The sequence below is a fragment of the Streptomyces europaeiscabiei genome (genome assembly GCF_036346855.1).
Taxonomy (GTDB): Bacteria; Actinomycetota; Actinomycetes; order Streptomycetales; family Streptomycetaceae; genus Streptomyces; species Streptomyces europaeiscabiei.
This window is the reverse complement of sequence record NZ_CP107841.1, coordinates 4,181,088-4,206,251: the sequence shown is the minus strand read 5'-3', so window position 1 is coordinate 4,206,251 and position 25,164 is coordinate 4,181,088. Positions and strand designations below refer to the sequence as shown.

Annotated in this window: 18 protein-coding genes; 10 read left to right on the top strand and 8 right to left on the bottom strand. The window is 71.8% G+C overall.

Annotated elements, in window-relative coordinates; genetic code table 11:
- Positions 1-250: 250 nt before the first annotated feature.
- The 3 genes from OG858_RS18120 to OG858_RS18105 form a co-directional block, all read right to left on the bottom strand.
- On the bottom strand, positions 251-2,002 hold the full coding sequence (locus OG858_RS18120; RefSeq protein ID WP_319067939.1) for an LCP family protein: 1,752 nt from the start codon (positions 2,000-2,002) through the stop codon (positions 251-253).
- 243 nt (positions 2,003-2,245) lie between these two features.
- Positions 2,246-3,442 carry an LCP family protein gene (locus tag OG858_RS18115; RefSeq protein WP_319067940.1) on the bottom strand — a complete coding sequence of 399 codons (1,197 nt, stop codon included), beginning with the start codon at positions 3,440-3,442 and terminating at the stop codon, positions 2,246-2,248.
- A 502-nt stretch (positions 3,443-3,944) separates the two neighbouring features.
- Positions 3,945-4,700, bottom strand: coding sequence for a TIGR03089 family protein (locus OG858_RS18105; RefSeq protein WP_086751256.1), 756 nt, complete (start codon positions 4,698-4,700; stop codon positions 3,945-3,947).
- 120 nt (positions 4,701-4,820) lie between these two features.
- On the opposite strand from OG858_RS18105, the gene OG858_RS18100 reads away from it, so the two are divergent.
- Together OG858_RS18100 and manB are read left to right on the top strand one after the other, a co-directional pair.
- Positions 4,821-6,269: a peptidoglycan recognition protein family protein gene (locus OG858_RS18100; RefSeq protein WP_086751255.1), complete on the top strand. Its 1,449-nt coding sequence runs from the start codon at positions 4,821-4,823 to the stop codon at positions 6,267-6,269.
- 257 nt (positions 6,270-6,526) lie between these two features.
- Positions 6,527-7,609, top strand: coding sequence for a mannose-1-phosphate guanylyltransferase (gene manB / locus OG858_RS18095; RefSeq protein ID WP_086751253.1), 1,083 nt, complete (start codon positions 6,527-6,529; stop codon positions 7,607-7,609).
- 157 nt (positions 7,610-7,766) lie between these two features.
- Here the strand turns inward: manB and OG858_RS18090 are convergent, their stop codons facing one another.
- The 4 genes from OG858_RS18090 to OG858_RS18075 all read right to left on the bottom strand — a co-directional run bounded on the left by OG858_RS18090 (position 7,767) and on the right by OG858_RS18075 (position 11,825).
- A complete protein-coding gene (locus tag OG858_RS18090; protein ID WP_319067943.1) occupies positions 7,767-8,768 on the bottom strand; it encodes a DNA-3-methyladenine glycosylase family protein in 1,002 nt (333 codons plus the stop codon).
- Positions 8,769-8,968: 200 nt separating this feature from the next.
- The gene (locus tag OG858_RS18085; RefSeq protein ID WP_327726034.1) at positions 8,969-10,282 is read right to left on the bottom strand and encodes a coenzyme F420-0:L-glutamate ligase; all 1,314 of its coding nucleotides are present in this window, start codon (positions 10,280-10,282) and stop codon (positions 8,969-8,971) included.
- A gap of 11 nt (positions 10,283-10,293) precedes the next feature.
- Positions 10,294-11,253, bottom strand: coding sequence for a 2-phospho-L-lactate transferase (gene cofD, locus OG858_RS18080; RefSeq protein WP_086746690.1), 960 nt, complete (start codon positions 11,251-11,253; stop codon positions 10,294-10,296).
- Positions 11,254-11,327: 74 nt separating this feature from the next.
- Positions 11,328-11,825 (bottom strand): cysteine dioxygenase, encoded by a 498-nt coding sequence (locus tag OG858_RS18075; RefSeq protein ID WP_319262471.1) that lies wholly within the window; start codon positions 11,823-11,825, stop codon positions 11,328-11,330.
- A gap of 718 nt (positions 11,826-12,543) precedes the next feature.
- Here OG858_RS18075 and OG858_RS18070 point away from each other — a divergent pair.
- From OG858_RS18070 to OG858_RS18060, 3 genes are all read left to right on the top strand, one after another.
- Entirely contained in the window at positions 12,544-12,807 is a 264-nt protein-coding gene (locus OG858_RS18070; protein ID WP_003975777.1) for a WhiB family transcriptional regulator, read from the top strand.
- A gap of 259 nt (positions 12,808-13,066) precedes the next feature.
- Positions 13,067-16,711 carry a glycosyltransferase gene (locus OG858_RS18065; RefSeq protein WP_328544717.1) on the top strand — a complete coding sequence of 1,215 codons (3,645 nt, stop codon included), beginning with the start codon at positions 13,067-13,069 and terminating at the stop codon, positions 16,709-16,711.
- Positions 16,708-18,219: a DUF5719 family protein gene (locus OG858_RS18060; protein ID WP_327724172.1), complete on the top strand. Its 1,512-nt coding sequence runs from the start codon at positions 16,708-16,710 to the stop codon at positions 18,217-18,219. The genes OG858_RS18065 and OG858_RS18060 overlap by 4 nt, the downstream gene beginning before the upstream one ends.
- 300 nt (positions 18,220-18,519) lie before the next feature.
- Here the strand turns inward: OG858_RS18060 and OG858_RS18055 are convergent, their stop codons facing one another.
- Positions 18,520-18,975: a metallopeptidase family protein gene (locus tag OG858_RS18055; RefSeq protein ID WP_079024057.1), complete on the bottom strand. Its 456-nt coding sequence runs from the start codon at positions 18,973-18,975 to the stop codon at positions 18,520-18,522.
- Between the two features lie 360 nt (positions 18,976-19,335).
- Between OG858_RS18055 and OG858_RS18050 the strand changes: the two genes are divergently transcribed.
- The 5 genes from OG858_RS18050 (at position 19,336) to manA (ending at position 24,989) form a co-directional block, all read left to right on the top strand.
- Positions 19,336-19,758 (top strand): DUF3499 domain-containing protein, encoded by a 423-nt coding sequence (locus OG858_RS18050; protein ID WP_319262477.1) that lies wholly within the window; start codon positions 19,336-19,338, stop codon positions 19,756-19,758.
- A gap of 993 nt (positions 19,759-20,751) precedes the next feature.
- Positions 20,752-22,116: a phosphomannomutase/phosphoglucomutase gene (locus OG858_RS18045; RefSeq protein ID WP_328544718.1), complete on the top strand. Its 1,365-nt coding sequence runs from the start codon at positions 20,752-20,754 to the stop codon at positions 22,114-22,116.
- Between the two features lie 256 nt (positions 22,117-22,372).
- Positions 22,373-22,543: a Trm112 family protein gene (locus OG858_RS18040; RefSeq protein WP_078935499.1), complete on the top strand. Its 171-nt coding sequence runs from the start codon at positions 22,373-22,375 to the stop codon at positions 22,541-22,543.
- 100 nt (positions 22,544-22,643) lie between these two features.
- Positions 22,644-23,771 carry an SIS domain-containing protein gene (locus OG858_RS18035; protein ID WP_086746677.1) on the top strand — a complete coding sequence of 376 codons (1,128 nt, stop codon included), beginning with the start codon at positions 22,644-22,646 and terminating at the stop codon, positions 23,769-23,771.
- Positions 23,772-23,837: 66 nt separating this feature from the next.
- A complete protein-coding gene (manA, locus tag OG858_RS18030) occupies positions 23,838-24,989 on the top strand; it encodes a mannose-6-phosphate isomerase, class I (protein ID WP_327748824.1) in 1,152 nt (383 codons plus the stop codon).
- The last annotated feature ends 175 nt before the right edge of the window (positions 24,990-25,164 follow it).

Sequence of the window (25,164 nt, the reverse complement as noted above, 5' to 3'; positions counted from 1 at the left end):
GGCCGTCCCCGCCTCCTGTTGGACTGTCGAGACCCCAACTCGGATGTACTCATGTTCTGTTGAACGCGTCATACGTTCCGACCGGATGACATGCGGACACAGGTCGGTACGGCGGCACCGGCCGCCCTAAGGCATTGCGACGACATTCAGAACAGACCGGCCGGGCGCGTCCCCGCGCCCGCCCGGCAAGTCACCAGACCTTGTTGCTGCACTCGCGTCCGGTAAGACGCGCCACGACCCCGTCAGGTCATCAACTGGCGCACTTTTCCTTGTCCGCGGTGCTCTTCTCGACGTCCAGGTCCGCGGCGGACGTCCCGCTCAGCGGCACCCCGGCTCCCTCGAAGTCCTTGCCCAGGGTCAGCACCATCGAGGGCAGTCCCTGCGCGTTGGTCTCGCTGTTGCCCTTGCCGGGCTTCAGCGCGGACGCGGACAGACCCATGAGGTCGGCCAGCTTGCGAGCCTGGTCGGCCTGGCCCGGGTCGTACGCGAGGGTGGTCTTTGACAACGTCTTGTCGGCGTTGCCGAGCTGGCTCGACTTGGTCACGCCTACATCATTCTGCAGCCAGCTGAGAGTGGCCTGTGCGCTGCCGGCCTCGGCGCCGCCGTTGTAGACGCTGACCCTGACCTCGGAGGCCTTGGCACGCGTGCCCTTGAGCTTCGCGGCCTCCTTCTCCTTGGCCTGCTTCTTCACCTCGGTGAGCGAGATGTCGTTCCGGATCGTCGAGAACAGCTGCTCGGCCTTCTGCGGCGTGGGCAGCACGGTCGCGCCGTCGGTGTTGTCGACGACCGGCACGGTGGTGAAGGTGATGTTCTTCGTCTTCACCTTGCCGACCTCCTTGCCGAGCGAGGCCAGCTTCTGGATGTTGGTGATCTTGGAGTCGACGGACAGCGCGCTGGTGGCGGCCTCGGCGAGGTCCACCACCTTCTTCGGGTCGGTGAGCGTGTCCTCGGACTTCATCTGGCGGATCATCGAGCTGAGGAACTGCTGCTGCAGCTCGATCCGGCTCAGGTCGCTGCCGAGGCCCACGCTGTAGCGGGTGCGCAGGAACGCCAGCGCCTGCTCGCCCTCGATGGTGTGCTTGCCCGCGGTGAGGTCGAGCTTGGACTTGGAGTCCTTGATGTCCTTCTCCAGGCAGACCTCGACACCGCCGATGGCCGTGGAGAGCGTCTTCACCGCGTTGAAGTCGGCCACCATGAAGTGGTCGGGCTTGATCCCGGTCAGCTCGGTGACCGTGCGCATCGTGCAACTCGGGGTGCGGCCGTCCTGGCCGAGGCTCGTGTTGAACCGGACGTTGGAGGTGCCCTGGATGTTCTTCTTGGAGCCGTCCTCCTGTGTGGTGAGGCAGTCCGGGATGTCCACGATCATGTCGCGCGGGATGCTCATCGCGGTCGCGTTCGTCCGGTCCTTGGAGACGTGCAGCAGGATCGTCGTGTCGGCGTGGCCGACGCTCTCCTTGTCGCCGTAGCTCTCGTTGCCCGCGCCGGTCCGCTTGTCCGTGCCGATCACCAGCAGGTTGATCGCCCGGTCCTTGCTGAAGCCGCCGGTGCCCGCGTCGTCGTCCGGGATCTTGTCGATGTTGTTGTTGAGGTGCTGCAAGTAGAGGTAGCCCGCGGCGGACACCCCGACCAGCACGAAGGCCAGCGTGCCGCCCGTCCACACCAGGATCCGCTTGGCCGTCGACTTCTTGGGCTTCTTGGTCCTGCCCCGGCCGCCCCGGCGGCCCGGCAGCGGGTCCTCCTCGGGCGTGCCCCGCCGACGCCGGGGTCCCGGCAGCGTTTCGGGGATCTCCCGGGTGTCGGTGCCCGCCGACGCGGAACGCGCGGACGCGCCCGCCGTCGCCCTGGCCCCCGCCGCGGCGGGCGCTGCCCGACGCGGCCTCGGCACCGCCGACTGCGGTGCGGAAGGGCTCAGTCGCAGTTCGTATTCACCGGTGCTCGGATTGAGTACCCACTGGTCTGCGGGGTCGATGTCGTCCGCCCGCCCACGGCCTTGCGCGTCCACGGTTGTCTGATTCCTCCGTCGGGGCCACGCGGCGCCTTCCCCCTCAAAAGACGCTCGGGTCTCGATGCAAGTGGTGCGTGGCCGAGAAGGCCTGCGCACCGGATCGCTCACACTAGCCGCCCGATCAGGCGTCAAGCGACGGCGGTGACAAATTGCACGCCCCTACAACTGGGCAATCTGCCCATTTCCTAGAGCATTTGTTCCTGGTGTTGACGCGGGCTTTACCTGAGGAACCCCTTCGGGTCACTCGCAGCCCTCCTCCGCGGCCGTGCTGCCGCTGAAAGTCGGCATCGGATCCGGTGTCCCGGAGAGGCTTCCCGAAAGCTCTTCCGTACGCCCTTCCCGCTTCCTGCCGGGCAGTTCCCGCGCGACCGCCAGGGGTGCGTCGGCGCGCAGTCGTGCGAAAAGGCTCCGCGCGGCCGGTTCGACGAGCTCATCACGATTGGCGTCATACGCATACGACTTCCGGGGAACGGTCAGGAATTGCACCTTTTCCATGGGGAGCGTGCGCAGACCGCGCACAAGGTCGTAGAGCCCGCGCAGACTCGCCAGTCCAGGGTCCGTGGTGAGTGACGACGTGGCCGCGTCCAGCACCGGATACAGCTTCACCGGATTCAGCAGTACGTCATTGCTGCGCACCTTCGTGGCCAGCGCCGCGAGGAATCGCTGCTGCCGGTCCATCCGTTCCGTGTCGCTGCCGTCCCCCAGCGACTTACGGGCCCGCACATACCCGAGCGCCTGCTCGCCGTCGAGCCTCACCCTGCCCGCGGGCAGCCGCAGTCTGGCCTGCTGGTCGTGAATGGGTTCGGTGAGACACACCTCGACCCCGTCGACGGCGTCGACCATCTCCTTGAAGCCGCTGAAGTCCACGACGACGTGATGGTCGATCCGGATATCGGTCATCCGCTCGACCGTCCGAATGGTGCAGGCCGAGCCGCCGGCCTGGAACGCGTAGTTGAACATGGTGAACACCGGTTCGGTGCGACGTCCGTCCGCCCGCCGGCAACTCGGCACGTCCACCATCAGATCCCGTGGCAGCGACACCGCGGTCGCGCTCCGCCGGTTCGCCGCGAGATGCAGCAGGATCGTCGTGTCCGACCGCTCGGTCCCCGAATCCCGCCCGTACTCGCCGTTCCCGTCCCCCGACCGCGAGTCCGACCCGATGACGAGGATGTTCTGCGCGCCCCGCACCAGCGCCGTCGGCCGTTCCTTCTCGAACCGCGCCAGCTCGTCCGCCGCCGTCCGGTCCGCCGTGATGTTCCCGTCCAGCTTCTGGTACGCCGCCCACCCCAGCCCCAGGGCTCCCACGACCACCAGTACCGCCCCGGCGCCGACCCACCGCACCCACCGCCGCCGCCGACGACGTCCGGGCCCGAGCCCGGTGGGTGAACCACCCACACCGGGCCCCAGCCCACGCGCCCTGCCTCCGACGTCGTCCACTTCCGGCCACCCCTCACGGCGTACGAGCGAGTCGTTGCTCTTACGACGATGGCTCGGGTGGGGGTGCGGGGGCGGCCGGGGCTAGGCCGAACGGGGGATGGAGTGCTGCCTTGCGAAAGGGGCTGAGGGCACCCGTGCCCTCAGCGCGCTTCTGATGGCTCCTGGCCGGAGATCATCCGACCGATTGGAGCCGCGCGAGGTGACTCATGAGGTGCTGGCCGCCTCACCGGACTCGTCCGTAACCGCCCACGAACGGTTCCAAGAGCCGTCAGAAACGGCCCAGGGGGGCGGGGCCGGGCATACGCGGCTCAGCCGTGTGGGCGCGAGCAACCACACGTGACCCGCAGTCGCCGAACGACCTCACCCCGCACGGCGTCACCGCGAGACGGAAGTAACCCGCTCACTCTCGACCCGCTTGGCCAGCGCATCCTCGCCCAGCTGCCCAAGATGCCGGCACAGCACCACGGACCCCCCGGTGGCGAGCGGCCCGTACAACCCGGCGTCACCGCGAGACGGAAGTAACCCGCTCACTCTCGACCCGCTTGGCCAGCGCATCCTCGCCCAGCTGCCCAAGATGCCGGCACAGCACCACGGACCCCCCGGTGGCGAGCGGCCCGTACAACCCGGCGTTCAGCCCCTCCCACGTGTCGTACCCGAGCCCTGACAGCAATCGGGACCCAGGTCCCGTCAGCCCCAGGCCGGAGGCCTCCGCCCGAGCCCGCTCCACGACCTCCGCCCCGCTGAACTCCCGCCCGGCCACGACCAACGCCGCCTCCTCGGGATCCACCGGCGCGTACGCCACGAACCGGTCCCCCTGCGACGGCACCTCGACGGCGTAGTCGGCGAAACCCTCAGGGGCCTGCGGGAACCGCCCCCCGAGCGGCCGCAACGCGAGAGCGATCCGCTCCCCGGAGCACGCCCGCGCCGCGTCCAGCGTGTCCGGCCCGCTGACCACGATGTGGGCCGCCCCCGGATCCCCGGCGACCTCGGCGACCACCCCCACCGACGAACACGCCAGTAGCCACACCGCCGTCTGCCAGTGCGCCGGCAGCAGCAGTGCGACCCGGTCGCCCGGCTCCGCCGACAACTCGTCCTGAAGGAGGTTCGCGGTCTTGGCCACCCAATTGGCGAAGGTGGCCACGGACAATTCGACCCGCTCGCCCGTGGCGTCGTCGTAGAAGGTCACCAGGGGGCGCGCGGGATCCGCGGCCAGCGCGGATCGCAGCAGGTCGGCAGGGGTGCGGTCGGTGGCGTTCACCCGCGTAAGCGTACGCGGGGACCGTCCGCCCGCACTCCCGGGGCGGACCGGAAACGCCACCGGTTCGGCGGAGCGGAGCCGACAGCCCGTCAATTCCGCGATGGACAGATATGTATGACTATGTCCAGGATCGGACGCATGCGTAGATCACGATTCCTCGCGTCCTCGATCGGCGTCACCTGTGCGGCGGCACTCGCCCTCCCGGCGGCACTCCCGGCGGCGGCTTCCGCGGCGACCCCGACGGACTCGTCCTCCACGGCGACCCAGGCCCTGGCGCGAACCCCGGCCCCGACCGGCTCCCTCGCGCTCGCGCCCGCGTCCGGCAGCACCCAGTCGCTCCCCCTCGTCCCCCTCGGGGCGGACCGGAACCTCGGCCCGGCCGCCGCCGAGCAGGGCCTCGGGAAGCGGGACGTCCGGTCCTTCTCCCTGGTCGGCGTCGTCTGGGACAACCCGGACACCGAACTCCAGGGCCGCGTCCAGGTCCGTGCCCGTGCGAAGGACACCGCCCGCTGGTCCGGCTGGCAGGACGTCGAGACACACAACCACGAGCACGCCGCCGACCCGGACACGGCCGAGCGCTCCTCGGGCCGTGTGCGCGGCTCCACCGCCCCGCTGTGGGTCGGCGACTCGGACGGCGTCGAGGTGCGCGTACGCGCCGAGACCCAGGGCCGTACGACCGCTCCGGGCGTCCAGATGCTCCCGGACGGCCTACGTCTGGAGCTGGTCGACCCGGGCTCCGGCGCCCCGGAGGGTGCGGCGGGACCGGGCGCCGTGCACGCGGCCGACCCCCCGCCCGTCGGCACCCCCGTGGACGCTCCGCGGCTGGGCGCGCTGACCGCCGAGTCGGCCGCCGCCTCCGCAGTCAACGCCGACCTCGCGCCGCTCGGCGCCACCGCGATCCCGGCGCTGTCGCGCAAGGAGACGGAGGAGCGGCTGGCGAACGTGGTGCCCGGGGTGAAGCCGTACATCGGGCCGCGTCCGCGCATCGTCACGCGGGCCGGCTGGGGCGCCGACGAGAAGCTGCGCGAGCGCGACTTCCGCTACACCAAGCGCGTCAGCGCGGCCTTCGTGCACCACACGGCGTCGGGCAACAACTACAAGTGCGCGCAGGCCCCTTCCGTCATCCGCAGTATCTACCGCTACCACGTGGTGAGCAGTGGCTGGCGGGACATCGGCTACAACTTCCTCGTCGACAAGTGCGGAAACATCTACGAGGGCCGCGCGGGTGGCGTCGCGAAGGCCGTCATGGGCGCCCACACCCTCGGTTTCAACACGAACAGCATGGGCATCGCGGTCCTCGGCAGCTACGGCACCACCAAGCCGCCTGCGGTGGCGGTCAAGGGGATCGCGCAACTAACAGCCTGGAAACTCGGTCTTTACGGGGCGAACCCGAAGGGCAAGACATACCTCACTTCAGGTGGTGGCAATCTCTACGCAAAAGGCAAGAAGGTGCTGTTGCACGTGATCTCCGGCCATCGGGACGGGTTCGCGACCGAGTGCCCGGGGGGGCGCCTTTACGGAAAACTCGGCACGGCCCGCACGGAGGCAGCCCGCTACCAAGGCCGGTAGCGCGGCGACAGGATGATGGAGGGAACCGGGGCGCGTGCCCCGGCCGGAACGAGTGACCGGCTGAGGCCATGCCGGACACGACCCGCAGCACAGGTCGAGGGCGCATTCGCCGTGCCCTCGACGGACTCCACCGTTGACGTGCCCCACCGCACGTCGGCGGCCAACCGCAAGGCCGCGAAGGCGCCATGGAACGGTCTGCATACACTGGCCGGTCGAATGACAGTTCGGCCGGTCCCGGCAGGAAGCAGAGACGACAGGTGACAGAAGCGATCCTCCTGGTCGGCGGCAGAGGCACCCGGCTGCGTCCGCTCACGGTGCACACTCCGAAGCCCATGGTCCCGGCGGCCGGAGTCCCCTTCCTCACGCACCAGTTGGCGAGAGCCAGAGCCGCGGGAGTCGACCACATAGTTCTCGCCACCTCCTATCTGGCCGAGGTCTTCGAACCCCACTTCGGCGACGGCTCCGCCCTCGGCCTCCACCTCGAGTACGTCACGGAGGAGGAGCCCCTGGGCACGGGGGGCGCGATCCGTAACGCCGCCTCGCACCTCCACTCGGGCCCCGAGGACCCGGTCCTCGTCTTCAACGGCGACATCCTCACCGGCCTGGACATCCGCCGCCTGGTCGCCACCCACGGGACGACCGGCGCGGACGTCTCCCTCCATCTGACCCAGGTGACGGACCCGCGCGCCTACGGCCTCGTCCCCACCGACGAGACGGGCCGTGTCCTGGCCTTCCTGGAGAAGCCCCAGACGCCCGAGGAGATCGTCACCGACCAGATCAACGCGGGGGCGTACGTCTTCCGCCGCTCGGTCATCGACACGATCCCGGCGGGCCGTCCGGTCTCGGTGGAACGGGAGACGTTCCCGGACCTGCTGTCCGCGGGCGCCCATCTGCAGGGCATGGTCGACTCGACGTACTGGCTGGACCTCGGCACCCCCGCGGCCTTCGTCCGCGGCTCGGCGGACCTCGTCCTGGGCCGCGCCCCGTCCCCCGCCGTCCCCGGCCGCTGCGGCGACCGCCTCGTCCTGCCCACCGCCCGGGTCGCGGGCGACGCCAAGCTGACCGGCGGCACGGTGGTGGGCGAGGGCGCGTTCGTCGGAGAGGGCGCCCGTGTCTTCGGCAGCACGGTCCTGGCCGGCGCCGTGGTCGAACCCGGCGCGGTGATCACCGACTCCCTCATCGGAGCCCGCGCCCGCATCGGCGAACGCTCCGTCCTCACCGGCGCCGTCGTCGGTGACGGCGCGATCGTCGGCGCCGACAACGAACTCCGCACCGGCGTCCGGGTCTGGTGCGACGCCCAGATCCCGACGGGAGCGCTCCGCTTCTCGTCGGACCAGTAACCGCGGGCGGTGGGGGCGCCGCGCAGTTCCCCGCGCCCCTTGAAAGGGCCTGCGGCCCTTAGGGGCGCGGGGAACTGCGTGAGACCACCGGACCCGCACTGGGGGTCGAAGGGGCGCAGCCCCTGGGGACGGGACGGGTAGGGGCGGCGGGGGCGACCTACAACCGTCCGATGTCCCCCCGAGGCATCCGCGGCGCCCGCCGAGCCGGCACCTTCCCCGACAACAGGATCAACCGAGCCGCCCGATGCCGCTGCCCCGCATACGGCTCCAACAACGCCAACATCACCGAGTCGTCCGCATCCCGATCCCCCGCCAACGCGAACCCGACGATCCCCGGCAGATGCAGATCCCCCACGGTCACGGCATCCGCCGCCCCATGACTGCGCTGCACGGTCTCCGCCGAGGTCCACGGCCCGATCCCCGGCACCAGCTCCAGCCGCGCCTGCGCATCCACCGGCGACATCCCCACGGCCTCCTCCAGCCGCCCCGCCACCCGAACCGCCCGAAGGATCGTCGACGCCCGCTTGTCGTCGACCCCGGCCCGATGCCACTCCCAGGACGGAATCAACGCCCACTCCCGGGCCGTGGGCATCACGGACATCCCCGGCGGAACGGGCCCCGGCGCCGGCTCGCCGAACTTCCGTACGAGCAACCGCCACGCCCGATACGCCTCGTCCGCCGTGACCTTCTGCTCCAGCACCGACGGGATCAACGACTCCAGCACCAGCCCGGTCCGCGTCAGCCGCAACCCCGGCCGCCGCCGCCAGGCCATCGCCACGACCCGGTGCCGAGGCACGAAGACGTCCGGCTCGTCCGACGCCCCGAGCAGCGAAGGCACCCGGTCGAGCAGCCACTCACCCCCGGCCCCCCACGCCTCCGCCTCGACGACCCCGTCCCGCAGGGCGACCCGCAGAGTCCCGGCCCCCGCCGGCGTACGACAGGCCCGCCACACGGACCCGTCCGGAGTCGCCCGGAAGGTCGGATCCCCGGGCCCCCGCCGAAGGGGCCCCAGCACCAGCCCCGGATCGAGCGCACCCTCCGGCACCCAGGTCCGCCGCTTCCCCGCCGCGGCGGCCTGCCGAGGTACCCCACCAGGCACGACGACCTGCCCACCCCGCACAGTCGTACGAGTGGGCCGCTGAACGAAACGTCCGGCCACGATGAGGTCCTGGAAGTGATGCGGCGGTCTATGAAAGTGGTGCAGTGCGAGAGCGGTGCCTTATGAGCCTAGGCGGCCATGACGCTTTTTGGGGGCGCGGGGAACTGCGCGAGCAACCACAACGAACCCGCACCCGCCCACCGACCCCGACCACCCTCGAACCGTAGGCGCACCAACCGCACCAACCGCACCAACCCACCTCACCGCACCTCGACGAAGGCCTCCGCATCCCGCTCACCCCGAGCCGGAGGCGACCCGGCCGCATGCCCCACAGCCACCGCCCCCATCGGATCCCACCCCTCCGGCAGCCCCAGCACCCCCCGCACGACATCCCGGCAGAACATCGTCGAGGACACCCACGCGGACCCGAGCCGCTCCCCGGCCAGCGCGACGAGGAAGTTCTGCACCCCGGCCCCGGCCGCGACCACGAACATCTCCCGCTCGGCCGCGTCCCGCCGCGCGTCCCCGTAGGAATGCGCCCCGTCCATCACCAGACACGGCACCACCAGATACGGCGCGGCGCGCAGCACGTCCCCGCGCCGCACCCGCTTCGCGACGGACTCCTCGCTCTTGCCGTCCCGCCGCAGATCCGCGATCCACGCGTCCCGCATGGCGTCGAGCAGCCGCACCCGCGATTCCTCGGACTCCAGCAGCACGAACCGCCACGGTGTCGTGTGATGCGGCGCCGGCGCGGTCACGGCGGCGGCCACGGCCCGCCGCACCGCCCCGGGGTCGACCGGCTCGTCCGTGAACGCCCGGACCGTACGCCGCTGGGTCACCGCCAGCCGTACGGCCTCGGAGGTGCCGAGCCGGAACATGTCGTCCCGCGCCCCCCGGACCAGGGTCCGCGTCCCCTCGCCGTCGTCCTCGGCCACGACATGCCCCAGCCCCCGGACGACGGCGACGGGCAGCCCGGCGGCCTTGCCCTTCACCAGGTCACCGGCGCCGGCCAGCTCGTCGGCGGTGGCGACGACGGTCGCGCCGAGCGGATTGCCGTGCGCGTCGGTGCCGCCCCGCAGATCGTCGAGGACCCGCACGCCGGCTGCCCCGATGGCGACATCCGTCAGCCCGCTGCGCCAGGGTCGCCCGAACGTGTCGGTGACGACGACCCCGACCTCGACGCCGAGCGTGTCCCTGATGCCGTCCCGGATCGCCCGCGCGGAGGTGTCGGGGTCCTCGGGCAGCAACAGCACGGTCCCGGAGGGCGTGTTGGAGGCGTCGACCCCGGCGGCGGCCATCACCAGGCCCTGCCGGTTCTCCACGATCCGCAACGCTCCGCGCCGCGCCACCACCCGCACGGTCTCGGCGTCGATCGCGGCCTCCCGGTCGGCCGCCTCGACGAGCCGCCCCTCCGCCTTGGACACGATCTTGGAGGTGACGAGCAGCACGTCCCCGTCGACCAGTCCCGGCTCGGCCGCGGCGATCAGCTTGGCGAGGTCGTCCCCCTCCTGCACCTCGGGGATGCCGGCCAGGGCCCAGACCCGGTACCCGGGACCGGGTCGCACCTCGCCCATGTTCTCCTCGCTCACGCTCCCCGCACCTCCTCCGCCAGGGCCAGCGCCTCGCGGGCCATCGTCGCCGTCGCGTCCAGGTCGGTCATCATCAGCGGCACGGCCCGGCACCGTATCCCGGCGGTCTCGACGCGCTCGGTGACGCCCGCGTCGACGGTGTCGACGAGCCAGCCGTCGAGCAGTCCGGAGCCGTAGTGCTCGGCGACGGCCGCGGCCGTCGACTCGACGCCGACGGCGGCGAGGACCTTGTCCGCCATACCGCGCACGGGCGCGTCACCGACGATGGGGGAGAGGCCCACGACCGGCACCCCGGCCTCGGCGATCGCCTCCCGGATGCCGGGCACGGCGAGGATGGTGCCGACGGAGACGACGGGGTTGGACGGCGGGAAGAGGATCACGTCCGCCTCGGCGATGGCCTCCAGCACCCCGGGCGCCGGCTTCGACTGCTCGGCGCCGACCGGCACGATCGCCTCGGCCGGCACGGAGGCCCGCAGCCGCACCCAGTACTCCTGGAAGTGGATCGCCCTGCGCTCGCCGTCCTGCTCGACGGCGACATGGGTCTCGACGCGGTCGTCGGTCATCGGGATGAGCCGCACGCCCGGCTTCCACCGGTCGCACAGCGCCTCGGTGACCGCGCTCAGCGGAAACCCGGCACTGATCATCTGCGTCCGCACGATGTGCGTGGCGAAGTCCCGGTCGCCGAGTCCGAACCACTCGGGCCCGACGCCGTACGCCGCGAGCTCCTCCTTGAGGTGGAAGGTCTCGTCGGCCCGGCCCCAGCCCTGCTCCTCGTTGATGCCGTCGCCGAGCGTGTACATCACCGTGTCGAGGTCCGGGCAGACCTTCAGACCGAAGAGGTGGATGTCGTCCCCGGTGTTGCCGATGACCGTGATGTCCGCGTCCGGCACGGCCCGCTTCAGACCACGCAGGAACCGGGCACCACCGATGCCGCCTGCCAGAACCACAATGCGCATGGGAGCAAGTCTCGCAGGCGGGTACGACAACGGGTCGCCCGCCCGCGACCACGGCCGGTTTCCCACGGTCACGGTCAGGCCGTGACGGTCGCCGCCTCCGTCGCGCAGGCCTTTGCGTGCATCGGCATGTCCGTCAGCCCCGGGTAGTAGACGTGCAGACTGATGGCCGGTTCCAGCGTGTCGTTGACGACCTCGTGCGCGTAACCCGGCGCGAACACGCGCTGCGCGCCCGCGCCGAGCACGCGCGTGCCCCGGTCGGTGCGCTCGGTCAGCGTGCCGTCGAGCACCGTCAGTACGCCGGAGGAGCCCCCATGGTCGTGCAGTCCGGTGCCCTGCCCCGGCACCCAGGACAGCAGCCACACCTCGTACCCGGGACCGGTCAGCAGCCGGTGGTACCAGCGCGTGGTCGCGTCGTACTCGACGAGGTGCTCCCACCGGGAGCGGTCGTCGGCGAGGGAACGGGCCAGTCCGGCGAACTCGGCCACGGTGACGGGGTGTTGGCGCGGCGCCTGGAGGAGGTGCGGTACTTCGAGAAGGTCGCCGGCGATCTGGAGGTCGCTGTCGCTGTTCATGAAGTGGGGAGGTCCTCGACGGAGAGTGCGTGGGGGAGGGCGGGGTGTCGCGTACCGTCCGCCCGGGTCGCGGGCGGTACGGGTGCCCGTTTCCGGGCCCATGGGGACAGCGGCCGAGCCGGGTCGGGCTCAGTGGCAGCCGGAGCGCGTGAGGCTCAACAGCTGGAACAGCAACAGCAACAGCTACAGCGAGCAGCACCGAGGGACCCGGCGGAGCGGGTCGAGGTGAGTGCCAAGTTCGCGAGCATGCCCACAAGCACAGCGGTTCACACCTCCGCTGTCAACTTCACGTCCGGTATGTGGATGCCGATTCACCTCTTTCGGTGCATCCGTGCGGTGAAAGGTTTGTGCCTGGGGTGTCGGGGAGACATGGCGTCCAACCGGGCAAGCCGTCGGCGCGTGTGTGGAGGGTCGTGGGCGCGTCCGGAGCGAGTCGGCTCGAACGAGTCGGAACGAGATCGAACTCCTGGGCGTCCTTCCTCGTAAGGGAAGGAGCACCCCACCCGGAACTCCCGCCTGCCGCCAGGCTGCTGTCATGGTTTATGCCGATTTGAACACTTTCCGCAAAGCCTTGGTTCCGCAGAGTGAATAAGGGGCTCAATAGCAGATCTCGGCTTGACTCGCCCGTAGCAGCACACTTGTAATTTCACTCGTGTCGTTCAGCCGAAATCGGTAACGGCCGCACGACGGGGACGCGAAAGACGGACGAGGGGCGCACATGACCGAGCTCGTGCAGCAACTGCTGGTCGACGACGCGGACGAAGAACTCGGCTGGCAGGAGCGCGCGCTGTGCGCCCAGACCGATCCCGAGTCCTTCTTCCCCGAGAAAGGCGGCTCGACCCGCGAGGCCAAGAAGGTCTGCCTCGCCTGCGAGGTCCGCTCCGAATGCCTTGAGTACGCCCTCGCCAACGACGAGCGGTTCGGTATCTGGGGCGGTCTGTCGGAGCGCGAGCGCCGCCGCCTCAAGAAGGCAGCCGTCTGACCCCGAGCCGGAACATCCGACCCGTCCCGGAGCAGTCGAACAGGAACAACCGAACACGTACGGCCCGTCGCACGTGGGTTGTCCACAGGCGGCGGGCCGCTGTGCCCGCCCGTCTCCCGACCACCACCCCTCACCGAGGCGCTCCGCGCCGCCCCTTTTGCATTGCCGTTAGTGTGGGCCCTCGTCCGAGACGTCCCGCTGTCCCCGCCGGACACAAATGACGTCCACCGCAGTCCACCGAACCGGGGCCCGTACCTCGATGTCCGTGCACAGCCACACCTCAGCCCACCAAGACGCTGCCACTCCTGAGTTCCCACGTCACGTGGTGACCGCGGTCCTCGTCGCGCACGACGGCGCCCGCTGGCTGCCCGACGCGCTCGCCGGGCTGCTCGGCCAGGAGCGCCCCGTGCAGAGTGCCATGGCGGCCGACACCGGCAGCGCGGACGACTCCGCCCAGCTCCTCTCCGACGCCCTGGGCGCGGACCGCGTCCTGCACCTCGCCCGACGGACCGGTTTCGGCCAGGCCGTCGAGGAGGCCAACCGCAGCGCGGGCGTCCTCACCCAGGACGACCTGGCGTACCTGAGGCGCCCCAGCGGCTGGGACCCGGTCACCCGCAGCTGGCGCGACGACGCGTACGACATGCCGGAGCTCCCCCACGGGGAACCGGTCCAGTGGCTGTGGCTGCTGCACGACGACTGCGCCCCCGAGCCCGACGCCCTCGCCCAGATGCTGCGGGTCGTGGAGAACGAACGCGAGCTGGGCCGGGACGACGTCGCCGTCGTCGGCCCCAAGCTGCGCGGCTGGTACGACCGCCGTCAGCTCCTGGAGGTCGGCGTCACCATCGCCAACTCCGGCCGCCGCTGGACCGGCCTGGACCGCCGCGAACAGGACCAGGGCCAGCACGACCACGTCAAGCCCAGCCTCGCCGTGTCCACCGCCGGCATGCTGATCCGCCGCGACGTCTTCGAGGAACTGGGCGGCTTCGACCGGCGCCTGCCCCTCATGCGTGACGACGTCGACCTGTGCTGGCGCGCCACCACCGCCGGGCACCGCGTCCTCGTCGCCCCCGAAGCCGTCGTACGGCACGCCGAGGCGTCCTCGCGAGAGCGCCGCACCGTCGACTGCGCGGGCCGCGGCTCCGCCTCCCCGCACATGGTCGACAAGGCGGGCGCGATCTACACCCTCCTCGTCAACTCCCGTACGGCCCAGCTGCCCTGGGTGCTGCTGCGCATCGTCCTGGGCACCCTGGTCAGGACTGTCGCGTACCTCGTCGGCAAGGTCCCCGGACAGGCCGTCGACGAGATCCGCGGCCTGCTGAGCGTGCTGCTGAGACCCGAGCGGATCATCGCCGGGCGGCGCAGGCGAGGCCGTTCGCAGCTGGACAAGGGCGAGCTGCGCCCGCTGTTCCCGCCACCCGGCGCGACCGTCCGGGCCACCGTCGAACAGGTCGCGGGCGATCTGTTCGGCACCTCCGACGCCGAGGCCCCCCAGGCCGGACGGCACGGCGGCGCGGTCGAGTCGGGGCCCGGCGACGACGACGCCGACTTCCTGCAGGTCGAGCAGTTCGCCCGGCTCAAGCGCATCGCGCGCGCACCCGGGCCCGTACTCTTCGCGCTCCTGCTGCTCGCCTCGCTCGTCGCCTGCCGTGAACTGCTCGGTGGCGGCGCGCTCGCGGGCGGCACCCTGCTGCCCGCCCCCGCCGACTCCGCCGAGCTGTGGTCGCGCTACCTGGACGGCTGGCACCCGGTCGGCGCGGGCGGCGCCGAGGCCGCGCCGCCGTACCTGGCGATCGTGGCCATGCTGGCCTCCCTGCTGTTCGGCTCCGCCGGGCTCGCGGTCACCGTGCTCCTCGTGGCGTCCGTGCCCCTGGCCGGCTTCACCGCGTACTTCGCCTCGCGCTCCCTGGTCGAGTCCCGGCTGCTGCGCGCCTGGGCGGCCGTCGTGTACGCCTTCCTGCCCGCCGTCACCGGCGCGCTCGCGACCGGCCGCATCGGCACCGCCGTCCTCGCGATCCTGCTGCCCCTCATCGCCCGCGCGGGCGCCGCGGCCGGCGGCCTGACCAACAGCACGGGGGCGCGCGGCAGCTGGCGCGCCACCTGGGCGTACGCGCTGCTGCTGACGATCACCACCGCGTTCACCCCCATCGTGTGGCCCATCGCGCTGCTCCTCGGCCTCGGGCTCCTCGCCGTGCGCCGCCGCGAGATCACCGCCTACGGCCCGCGCTTCCTCGCCCAGCTGGCCACCCCGCTGCTGATCCTGGCCCCCTGGTCACTGACGCTGCTGCCGTTCGGCTTCTTCGAGGAGGCCGGTCTGGAGTACGGCGGCAGCACGGCCACGGCGACCGATCTGCTCGGCATCAGCCCCGGCGGGCCCGGCACGGTCGGCGGGCTGACCCTCATCGGCGTCGTCCTCGCCGCGCTGGCCGCCCTGCTCCGCGCGGAACGGCAGTTGGCGATCCGGACCGCATGGACGGCCGCCCTGCTGGCGCTTGTCTTCGCGGTCCTCTCCAACGGCTCGACCTGGGCCGGCCCCGCGACCCTCGTCTACGGCATCGCGCTCCTCGCCGCCGCCACCCTGGGCGCCGACGGGGCGCGCCACCGCGTGGCCGAGCAGAGCTTCGGCTGGCGGCAGCCGGTGGCCGTGCTCATCGCGCTCGCCGCCGCCGTCGGCCCGCTGCTGGCCGCCGCCGGATGGGTGCTCGGCGGTGCCGACGGCCCCCTGGAGCGCCGCGACCCCGTCCAGGTGCCCGCGTTCGTCGCCGAGGAGAGCGGCACCCGCGACCAGGCCCGCACCCTGGTCCTCGACAGCGACTCCACCGCCAAGGTCGGCTACACCCTGGTCCGCGGCTCGGGCGTCCGTCTCGGCGACGCCGAACTCACCGCCGCCGCGGGGAAGAACAAGCAGCTCGACAAGGTCGTCGCCAACCTCGTCGCGGGCTCCGGCGCCGACCAGACCGACGAACTCGGCGGCTTCGCCGTGCGCTACGTCCTCGTCCGGCCGGGAGCACCGCGCGAGGTCAGCCGCGTCCTGGACGCCACGCCCGGTCTGAGCCGCCTCAGCCAGCAGGACGGCAGCGCCCTGTGGCGGGTGGACCGCCAGGTAGCCCGAGTCACCGTCGAGACCTCCTCCGGCGACCCGAAGGCGGTCGCCGCGGGCCCCGTCGACGTGCACACCACCATCCCGGCCGGCGGCTCGGGCCGCGTCCTGCGCCTCGCCGACACCGCCGACGAGTCCTGGACCGCCACCCTCGACGGCAAGCCGCTCACCCCGACCACGGTCGACGGCTGGGCCCAGGGCTTCCAGCTGCCCGTGGACGGCGGCAGGCTGGACGTCACCTTCGACGTCCCCGTCAGCCACACCGGCTGGCTGTGGGCCCAGGGCTCACTCGCCGTCGTCCTCGTCGTCCTCGCCCTGCCCGGCCGCCGCCGGGACGTCGACGACGACCTCCCCGACGAGCCCGTCGCCGTACCCGCCCAGGACGTCACCGGTGACGGCCGCCGAGCCCGCCGCCTGCGCGCCCAGGCGGAGGCCGAGGCCGAGGCCGAACAGTCCACGGACCCCGGCCTGCCTCCGTCTCCGGAGGAGACCCCGTTCGCCGCTCCCGTCCCGCAGCAGCCGGCCTACGGCCAGTGGGACGCCGCGAACCAGGTGGGCGCGGGCGCCGAATACGGCCAGTACGACCAGCAGTACCAGGGCGCCCAGCAGTACCCGGCGGGCACGTACGACCAGCAGCAGCACTACCAAGCCGACCCCTACCAAGGCGGCCAGTACGACCCGTACGCCTCCTACGGGGGCAACACGGCCTCGTACGACCCGACGTACACCCAGGGCTACGACGCGACGTACGACCCGTCGCACGGCACCGGCGCCGACAGTGAGCGCCCCGACGGGAGCCAGCAGTGAACCGCACGACCCTGTCCTTGATCGCCGGCACGACCGCCCTCGCCGCCGTCACCGGCTTCGCCGCGTTCAGCGCCCCCGACGCCTCCGGCGGCGACACCACCGCGAAGGCGGCCGCCCAACTGCCCGTGCAGCGCACGAGTCTGCTCTGCCCCCAGCCGAGCACCTCGGACCTCGCGGAGACCGCGTACACCTCTTTCACCCCCGTCACCGAGGGCACCGGCGGCGAAGGCAGCGCCGAACTCGTCGCGGCGGGCGGGGGCTCCGCCGACCCCGACAAGGGTGACAAGGACCAAAAGGGCGACAAGGACAAGGCCGCCAAGCCGGTCGTCGACGTCAAGGAGCCCGGTAAACCCGTCACCGGCAGCACCGACGGAGGCGACTCGCCCGCGCTGATCGGCACGGCCGAGGGGAAGTTCGCACCCGGCTGGACGGTCCAGGAGACCACCGAGGTCGCCGCCGGCACCGGCCGCGGCCTGCTCGGCGTCAACTGCACCGCCCCGGACACGGAGTTCTGGTTCCCGGGCGTCAGCACGGCCGCGGGCCGCACGGACTACGTCCACCTCGTCAACCCGGACGACTCGGCGGCCGTCGTCGACATCGAGCTCTACGGCAAGGACGGCGCCCTGAAGTCGACGGTGGGGGACGGCATCACGGTCCAGCCCCGCGCCGCCGAGCCGGTCCTGCTGTCGACGCTCACCGCGGCGAAGGAGGCCGGCCTCACCGTCCACGTCAGCGTCCGCAGCGGCCGGGTCGCCGCCGCGGTCCAGGCTCTCGACGACAAGCTGGGCGGCGACTGGCTGGCCGCCGCGGCCGACCCGGCCGGCAGCCTCGTCCTCCCCGGCATCCCGAAGGACGCCACCTCCGTGACCCTCGTGGCCTTCACCCCCGGCGAGACCGACGCGGACCTGAAGCTCCGCCTCGCCTCGCCCAACGGTTCGATCACCCCGGCCGGCAACGAGACGCTGCACGTCAAGGCGGGCATGACCGCCTCCGCGGACCTGGGCGACATCACGCGCGGCGAGGCAGGTTCCCTGTTCCTGACCCCCACCGATCAGTCGGTCCCGGTGGTGGCCGCCCTCCGCGTCGTCCGCGGCAAGGGCGACAACCAGGAGACGGCCTTCATCCCGGCGACCCGCCCGGTCGGCGCGCGCGCCACGGTCGCCGACAACCGCGCCAAGGGCACGACCCTCGCCCTCACCGCCCCGACCGGCGCGGCCAAGGTCAAGGTCACCGCGTCCGCCGGCAGCGGCGGCGGCGAGCCCACGACGAAGACCTTCACGATCAAGGCCGGCACCACCCAGAACATCGACATGCCCGCCCCGAGCGGCCTCAAGGGCACGTACGCCCTCACGGTGGAGCCGATCTCGGGCGGCGCCGTCTACGCCTCCCGCATCCTGGAATCCAAGCTCGACACCGTCCCCGCCTTCACGATCCAGACCCTCCCGGACGACCGAGGCACGGTAGCCGTCCCGGAGGCGGAACAGGACCTCTCGATCCTGCAGAGGTAGTTCCTTCACGGGAGAGTTCGGAGGATCGGGGTGCGTCGGCGGGTACGGGTGGATCGTGGTCGCTCGCGCAGTTCCCGCGACCCTGAAGGCCACGGCCCTTGCGGGCCGAAAAGCACGGGGCGCAGCCCCTGCTTTTTCAGGGCGCGGGGAGCTACGCGGCCAGCCCCCACCGGACCCGCGGCCGGGGGTCCGGTGGGGCGCAGCCCCTGGTGGGGCACCTCCCGTTCGAGCGAAGCCGAGAGTGGGGGAGGGACGGGACGGGGCGGCGGGGGCGAAACCCTTCCCGGGCGCACCCCGGCGTCAGTCCTCCCCGTACCGAGGATCCACAGTCTCCGGGTTGAGCCCCAGCAACTCGGCCACCTGCTCCACCACGACCTCATGCACCAGTGCGGCCCGCTCGTCGCGCCCCTTGGTACGAATCTCCACCGGCCGCCGATAGACGACGACCCGAGCCGGCCGCCCCTCCCGCGCCGCGACGGTCCCCCCGAGCGGCACGGCCTCGTCGTTCCAGGCCCCGTCCACCGGCCCGTCGAGCCGAGGCACCTCCAGCACGAGGAAGTCGATGTCCGCCAGCTGCGGCAACCGCCGCTCCAGCCGCTCCACGGAGTCCTGAACGAGATCCGCGAACACCTCCGCACGACTCGCCGCGAGCGGGACCTGAGGCGGCGCGATGGGCCCGCGCATCCCCCTGCCGTGCCGATCTCGGCGGCGGGGCCCGGGTGCGGAGGCGGCGCGGGGCGGTACGAGGTTGTCCATCACCTGTGAAGCGTAGTCCCCACAAGTCCCGCCCGCCCGGCTCCACACCCCTGGCGGCACACACCGACCCGCCGCCCCTGACCTGGCACGGCCGACCCGGCACGTCCAACCGGCTCGCCGCGCGACGGTGCCCGGTGGGTCGTACGGCATGTCGCAGGATGACCATTCCAGCCAAGGTTGGGCTCGATTCCATACCTCTCCGAGGCCGGTGAGCTCATGTCAATTAGCATGGTTTGTGCCGGAAGTTGACTGAATTCCGGCCCGTTCGGCATCCTGGACGAGGGGTTACCCGCAGGTCAACGCGGTGGGTTCGGAGGGGCGTGTGGGGCGTTTCACGCCGCGACACGGTGGAGTGACCTGGTGGAGAGTCGTCGCGGCCCGCTCAAGAGTGCGGTACCGTCCAACGTCGTGAGCCCTGTACGTCGCTGTTCGCGCACCGCTTGCGGCCGCCCCGCCGTCGCGACGCTGACGTACGTCTACGCCGACTCGACCGCGGTCCTCGGCCCTCTCGCCACCTACGCCGAACCCCACTGCTACGACCTGTGCGCAGAGCACTCCGAGCGCCTCACCGCGCCGCGTGGCTGGGAGGTCGTACGGCTGCTCGACGCCTCGGCTCCCGCGCGCCCCAGCGGTGACGACCTGGAAGCGCTTGCCAACGCCGTGCGTGAGGCGGCCCGCCCGCAGCAGCGCGCCGCGGAGGCCGGCGGCGGCCCGCGCAGGGCGGACCCGATGGAGGTCGCCCGCCGCGGCCATCTCCGGGTGCTGCGCTCACCCGACAACTGAGCCCTGCGCCCGCCTGGCAACTGACGCCCTGAGTGGGACCGTTGTGATGCCCCGCGGTCACTCGTCCCCCGTCGTGGCTTGTTTCGTTCACACGGTTTCGCCCCGTCCTCTTTCTGGCCCTGTCCTGCCCTGCTCGGCGGCGTGCGTGCGCCGACGCCACCCAAGGGGCCGCGTTCCGTTCTCTCCCCGATCGTGTGTGCGTTCGGCTTCGGCGCGTTCGGCTTCGAACCGGAGAGGCCGACGTGGTCACCCTCGTCGCCCACGCGCGCGTCACCTTCGACGCCATGGGCACACCGGTCGTCACCCTCGCTCGGTCATCGAACTGCTTCTGGTCGCCGTCGCATTCGTGGTCGGCGGCAGGATGCCGCTGCTCGCCCTCGTGGCGCACCTTGGTCCTGGTCTGGCTCGTGGTCTGGCGCGTCGACGGGCAGCGCGGGCTGCACAGAACCTGGCACCCGCCCTGGCGCGGGGTCCGCCTTCGCCGTCGGCCGGTTCATCGCCTCCGGTCACGTCCCCGCGCAACTCGCCCACATCTGCGCCACCTTGCTGGGTGCGGGCCGCCCTCGCAGCCGTACCCCGGCGGGCGCAACGAGGACCTCGACGCAGACGAACCAGTGCCCGCCAGGCGAAGTCCCGCACGCCCACGCCCACGCCCCGTACGTAAGCAGATGGCACTCTTCTTCGCCGCCCGGATGCGCGTGGTGAAGGCCGGAGCGACCCGGCCATACGGCCAAACCTTCCTGAAATCAGGTGAAACGGTATGAAAGTCACGTAGGGGCGATGTTCGCACCTGGCCGACCGTCACCACGGTCCCGAACCGCGCCTCGCCAACGGCTCCGGCGGCTCCTCAGCAGGATGATCTCGCCGCAGAGGCGGACCGTCGCTTACGCGGCCATCGGTCTCGCGGGGGGCGTTCTCTGAGGTCACACAGCCGCCTGTCGGCTCGGGCGGGTAGTTTGGGTGACCGGGTGAGGACTTCAGGAGGATGTGTCCGTGGCTGCTGATCTGTCGACGATCGTGAAGGCGTACGACGTACGAGGGGTGGTCCCGGACCAGTGGGACGAGACCCTGGCCGAGCTCCTCGGGGCGGCCTTCGTGCAAGTGACCGGCGCGGACGCCATCGTGACCGGCCACGACATGAGGCCCTCCTCGCCCGGCCTGTCGCGTGCCTTCGCGCGCGGGGCGGCGGCGCTCGGGGTGGACGTGACCGAGATCGGCCTCTGTTCGACGGACCAGCTGTACTACGCGTCGGGCGCGCTGAACCTGCCCGGCGCGATGTTCACGGCCTCCCACAACCCCGCCCGGTACAACGGCATCAAGATGTGCCGCGCGGGCGCCGCCCCCGTCGGCCAGGACACCGGCCTCACCGAGATCCGCGAACTGGTCGAGGGCTGGACCGAGTCGGGTGCCCCGGGACCGGCCGCGACGCCTGGAACGATCACGCGGCGGGACACGTTGGAGGACTACGCGGCGCACCTCCTCGGCCTCGTCGACCTGACCTCCACCCGCCCCCTGAAGGTCGTCGTCGACGCGGGCAACGGCATGGGCGGCCACACCGTCCCGACGGTCTTCGCCGGCCTGCCGCTGGACCTGGTCCCGATGTACTTCGAACTGGACGGCACGTTCCCGAACCACGAGGCCAACCCCCTCGACCCGGCGAACATCGTCGACCTCCAGAAGCGGGTCCGTGCGGAGGGCGCCGACCTCGGCATCGCCTTCGACGGCGACGCCGACCGCTGCTTCGTCGTCGACGAGCAGGGCAACCCCGTCCCGCCCTCCGCGATCACGGCCCTGGTCGCCTCCCGCGAACTCGCCAAGCACGGCGGCAGGGGCACGATCATCCACAACCTGATCACCTCCTGGTCCGTTCCGGAGGTGGTGAAGGAGAACGGCGGCACGCCGGTGCGCACCCGTGTCGGCCACTCCTTCATCAAGGCCGAGATGGCCAGAACCGGCGCGATCTTCGGCGGCGAGCACTCCGCCCACTACTACTTCGCCGACTTCTGGAACGCCGACACGGGCATGCTGGCCGCCCTCCATGTCCTCGCCGCCCTCGGCGGCCAGGACGGCCCGCTCTCCGGCCTCGTCGCCCAGTACGACCGCTACTCCGGCTCCGGCGAGATCAACTCCACGGTCGCCGACCAGACGGACCGCCTGGCGGCGGTCCGCTCCGCGTACGAGAACCGGGAGGACGTCACCCTCGACGACCTCGACGGCCTCACCGTCTCCTCGATGGACTGGTGGTTCAACGTCCGCCCGTCCAACACGGAACCGCTGCTCCGCCTGAACGCGGAGGCGAGGGACGAGACGACGATGGCCAAGATCCGCGACGAGGTACTGGGGATCATCAGAGCGTGAGCACGGATGGGCAGGGCCCCGCCCAGCGCTCCCAGGGGCGCGAGGACTGCGGGAACGCCGCACACAACCCGCCCACGAACCCGCACCCTCCGAGCCGGAAGGCGTGCGGGGTCGAGGGGGCGCCGGCCCCTGAGGATGGGACGGGCAGGGGCGACAGGGGCGCAACAGCACCGGACCCCAACCCCGGCGCCAACTCCTCCACGGCGGTACTCTGACCAGGCCGCACCGCACGAACCCGCCCCCGAAGGGACCCGACATGGCGCTCGAAGCCGGCCTCCTGGAGATCCTCGCCTGCCCGGCGTGCCACGCCCCCCTAGCGGAGGAGGACACCGAGCTGGCCTGTACCAGCCAGGAATGCGGCCTCGCCTACCCGATCCGGGACGGCATCCCCGTACTCCTCGTCGACGAGGCCCGCCGCCCCGCGTGACCCACGCGATCGAACTCTCCCGCGAGGCGTAACCCCGCACGAGCCGGGAAGACCCGGCGTACAGGTGAAAAGGGCACCCGGCGATCGGAGGCTGCCGCCCATGCTCGACGAATCGCTGCTAGACACCCCCGAAGCCCTGTCGCAGGCGGACCGCCGCGACCTGCTCCGCGGCGCCGCCGAGGCCGGCGCCAGGGTCCGTACGGCCATCCGCCTCGGCACCGAGGCCGGCATCCCGGACCTGAAACCGGACGGCCGCCCCCGCGGCCTCCTGATCGCGGGCCCCGGCATGGCCTCCGCGGGCGTCGCCGACCTGCTCGGCGCCCTCGCGGGGTCCAGTTGCCCCATCACCCGCCTCCACCCCACCGGCGTGGCCCCCGCCGCGGGCGCCCTCCGCTGGGAGCTGCCCGGCTGGGCGGGCCCGGTCGACCTCCTCCTGGTCGCCACCGCGGACGGCAGCGAAGCAGGTCTGGCGATCCTCGTCGAACAGGCGTACCGCCGTGGCAGCACGGTCGTCGCGGTCGCCCCGGCCGGCACCCCTGTGGCCGACGCGGTGGAAGCCGCCCACGGCCTCTTCGTACCGATGGCGACCGCCCCGTACGAGCAGGAGGTGCCCCTCGGCGCCGCCGCCCCCGGAGTCCTGTGGGCGCTGCTCACCCCGATGCTCGCGCTGCTGGACCGTACGGGCCTGGTCGACGCCCCGCCGGAGGCCCTGCAGAAGGTCGCCGACCGACTCGACCGGGTCGCCGAGCGCTGTGGCCCGGCGATCGCCACCTACAGCAACCCCGCCAAGACGCTCGCCGCCGAGCTGGCCGACGTGCTCCCGCTGATCTGGACCGAGGGCCAGACCGCGGGACCGGTGGGTCGTCGTTTCGCCTCCGCGCTCGCCGAACTGGCGGGCCGCCCCGCCCTCGCCGCCCAGCTCCCAGAGGCCCTTGCCTCACACACGGTGCTGTTGACCGGCCCGCTCGCCGCGAACGCCGACCCCGACGACTTCTTCCGCGACCGCGTCGAGGACGCACCCGTCCTGCACGCGCGCGTGGTGCTCGTCCGAGACCGCCCGACCGGCGGTCTGAGCGCCGTCCCGGCAGCTCGCGAGCTGGCCCTCGGCCACGACGCCGCGATCAGCGAGCTGGAACCCGAGGAAGGCAGCGACCTGGAAACCCTCGCGGAGATGATCGCCATCACGGATTTCGCCGCCGTTTACCTGTCGCTCGCTTCCGGAGCCTGACCCTTACCGGAGCCCGACCCTGACCGGGGCCTCGGCCGGCTCCCCACCTACGGAGAAGCACACACCATGGACCGCCTCGACAACACCGTCCGCCCCTACGCCTGGGGTTCGACCACCGCCATCCCGCAGCTCCTCGGCGTGGCCCCCACCGGCGAGCCGCAGGCGGAGATGTGGATGGGCGCCCACCCCGGCGCACCCTCGCGCACCGGGCGCGGCCCCCTCACCGAGGTGATCGACGAGGACCCGGAACGTGAGTTGGGGTTCCAGACGGTCGCCAAGTTCGGCCCCCGCCTCCCGTTCCTCCTGAAGCTCCTCGCCGCCGGCGCCCCCCTCTCCCTCCAGGTCCACCCCGACCTCGAACAGGCCAGGGAGGGCTACGAGGACGAGGAGCGGCGCGGAATCCCGATCGACGCGGGCCACCGCAACTACAAGGACGCCAACCACAAGCCGGAACTCATCTGCGCCCTCACGGAGTTCGACGGCCTGTGCGGTTTCCGCGCCCCGCTCCAGGCCGCCGCCTTGCTCGCCGCCCTCGACGTCGACTCCCTCAAGCCGTACGTCGACCTCCTGCACGCCCACCCCGAAGAGGCCGCACTGCGCGAGGTGTTGACCGCCGTCCTGAGCGCCGACCCCGAGGACATGTCCCACACGGTCACCGAGGCCGCGGACGCCTGCGCCCGCCTCGGCGGGGCCCACGCCCCCTACGCCGACATCGCCCACCACTACCCCGGAGATCCCGGCGTCATCGCCGCCATGCTCCTCAACCACGTACGCCTGCAGCCCGGCGAAGCCCTGTTCCTGGGCGCCGGCATCCCGCACGCGTACCTGAACGGCCTCGGCGTAGAGATCATGGCCAACTCCGACAACGTCCTGCGCTGCGGCTTGACCCCCAAGCACGTCGACGTCCCCGAACTCCTGCGCATCGTCCGCTTCGAGGCGACCGACCCCGGCGTCCTGCGCCCCGAGGCGTCCCCCGACGGCGAGGAGGTCTACGAGACCCCCATCGACGAGTTCCGCCTCTCCCGCCTCGTTCTCCCCGAGGCCACCGCCCCGCACGACCTCACCCGCGCCACCCCGCAGATCCTCCTCTGCACGGCCGGTTCGGTCCGCGCGGGCGAACACACGCTCGCCCCCGGCGAGTCCGTCTTCGTACCGGCGGACGAGAAGGCCGAGGTGTCCGGACCGGGCACCCTGTTCCGCGCCACCGTGGTCGCCTGAGCGGCGCAAGACGTCGCGCGAGCGGCCTGAACCACCTCTGATCCACAGCCTGGCGCACCGGCGCCGGACCGGGCTGCAACAATGCCCCCTGCAAAAGGCGGGCAAAGCCCGGCCGGTGACGGACGGAAGCGTGGGTACCCATGCCCATGCACAGACATATGCGTAGGCGAAGGGA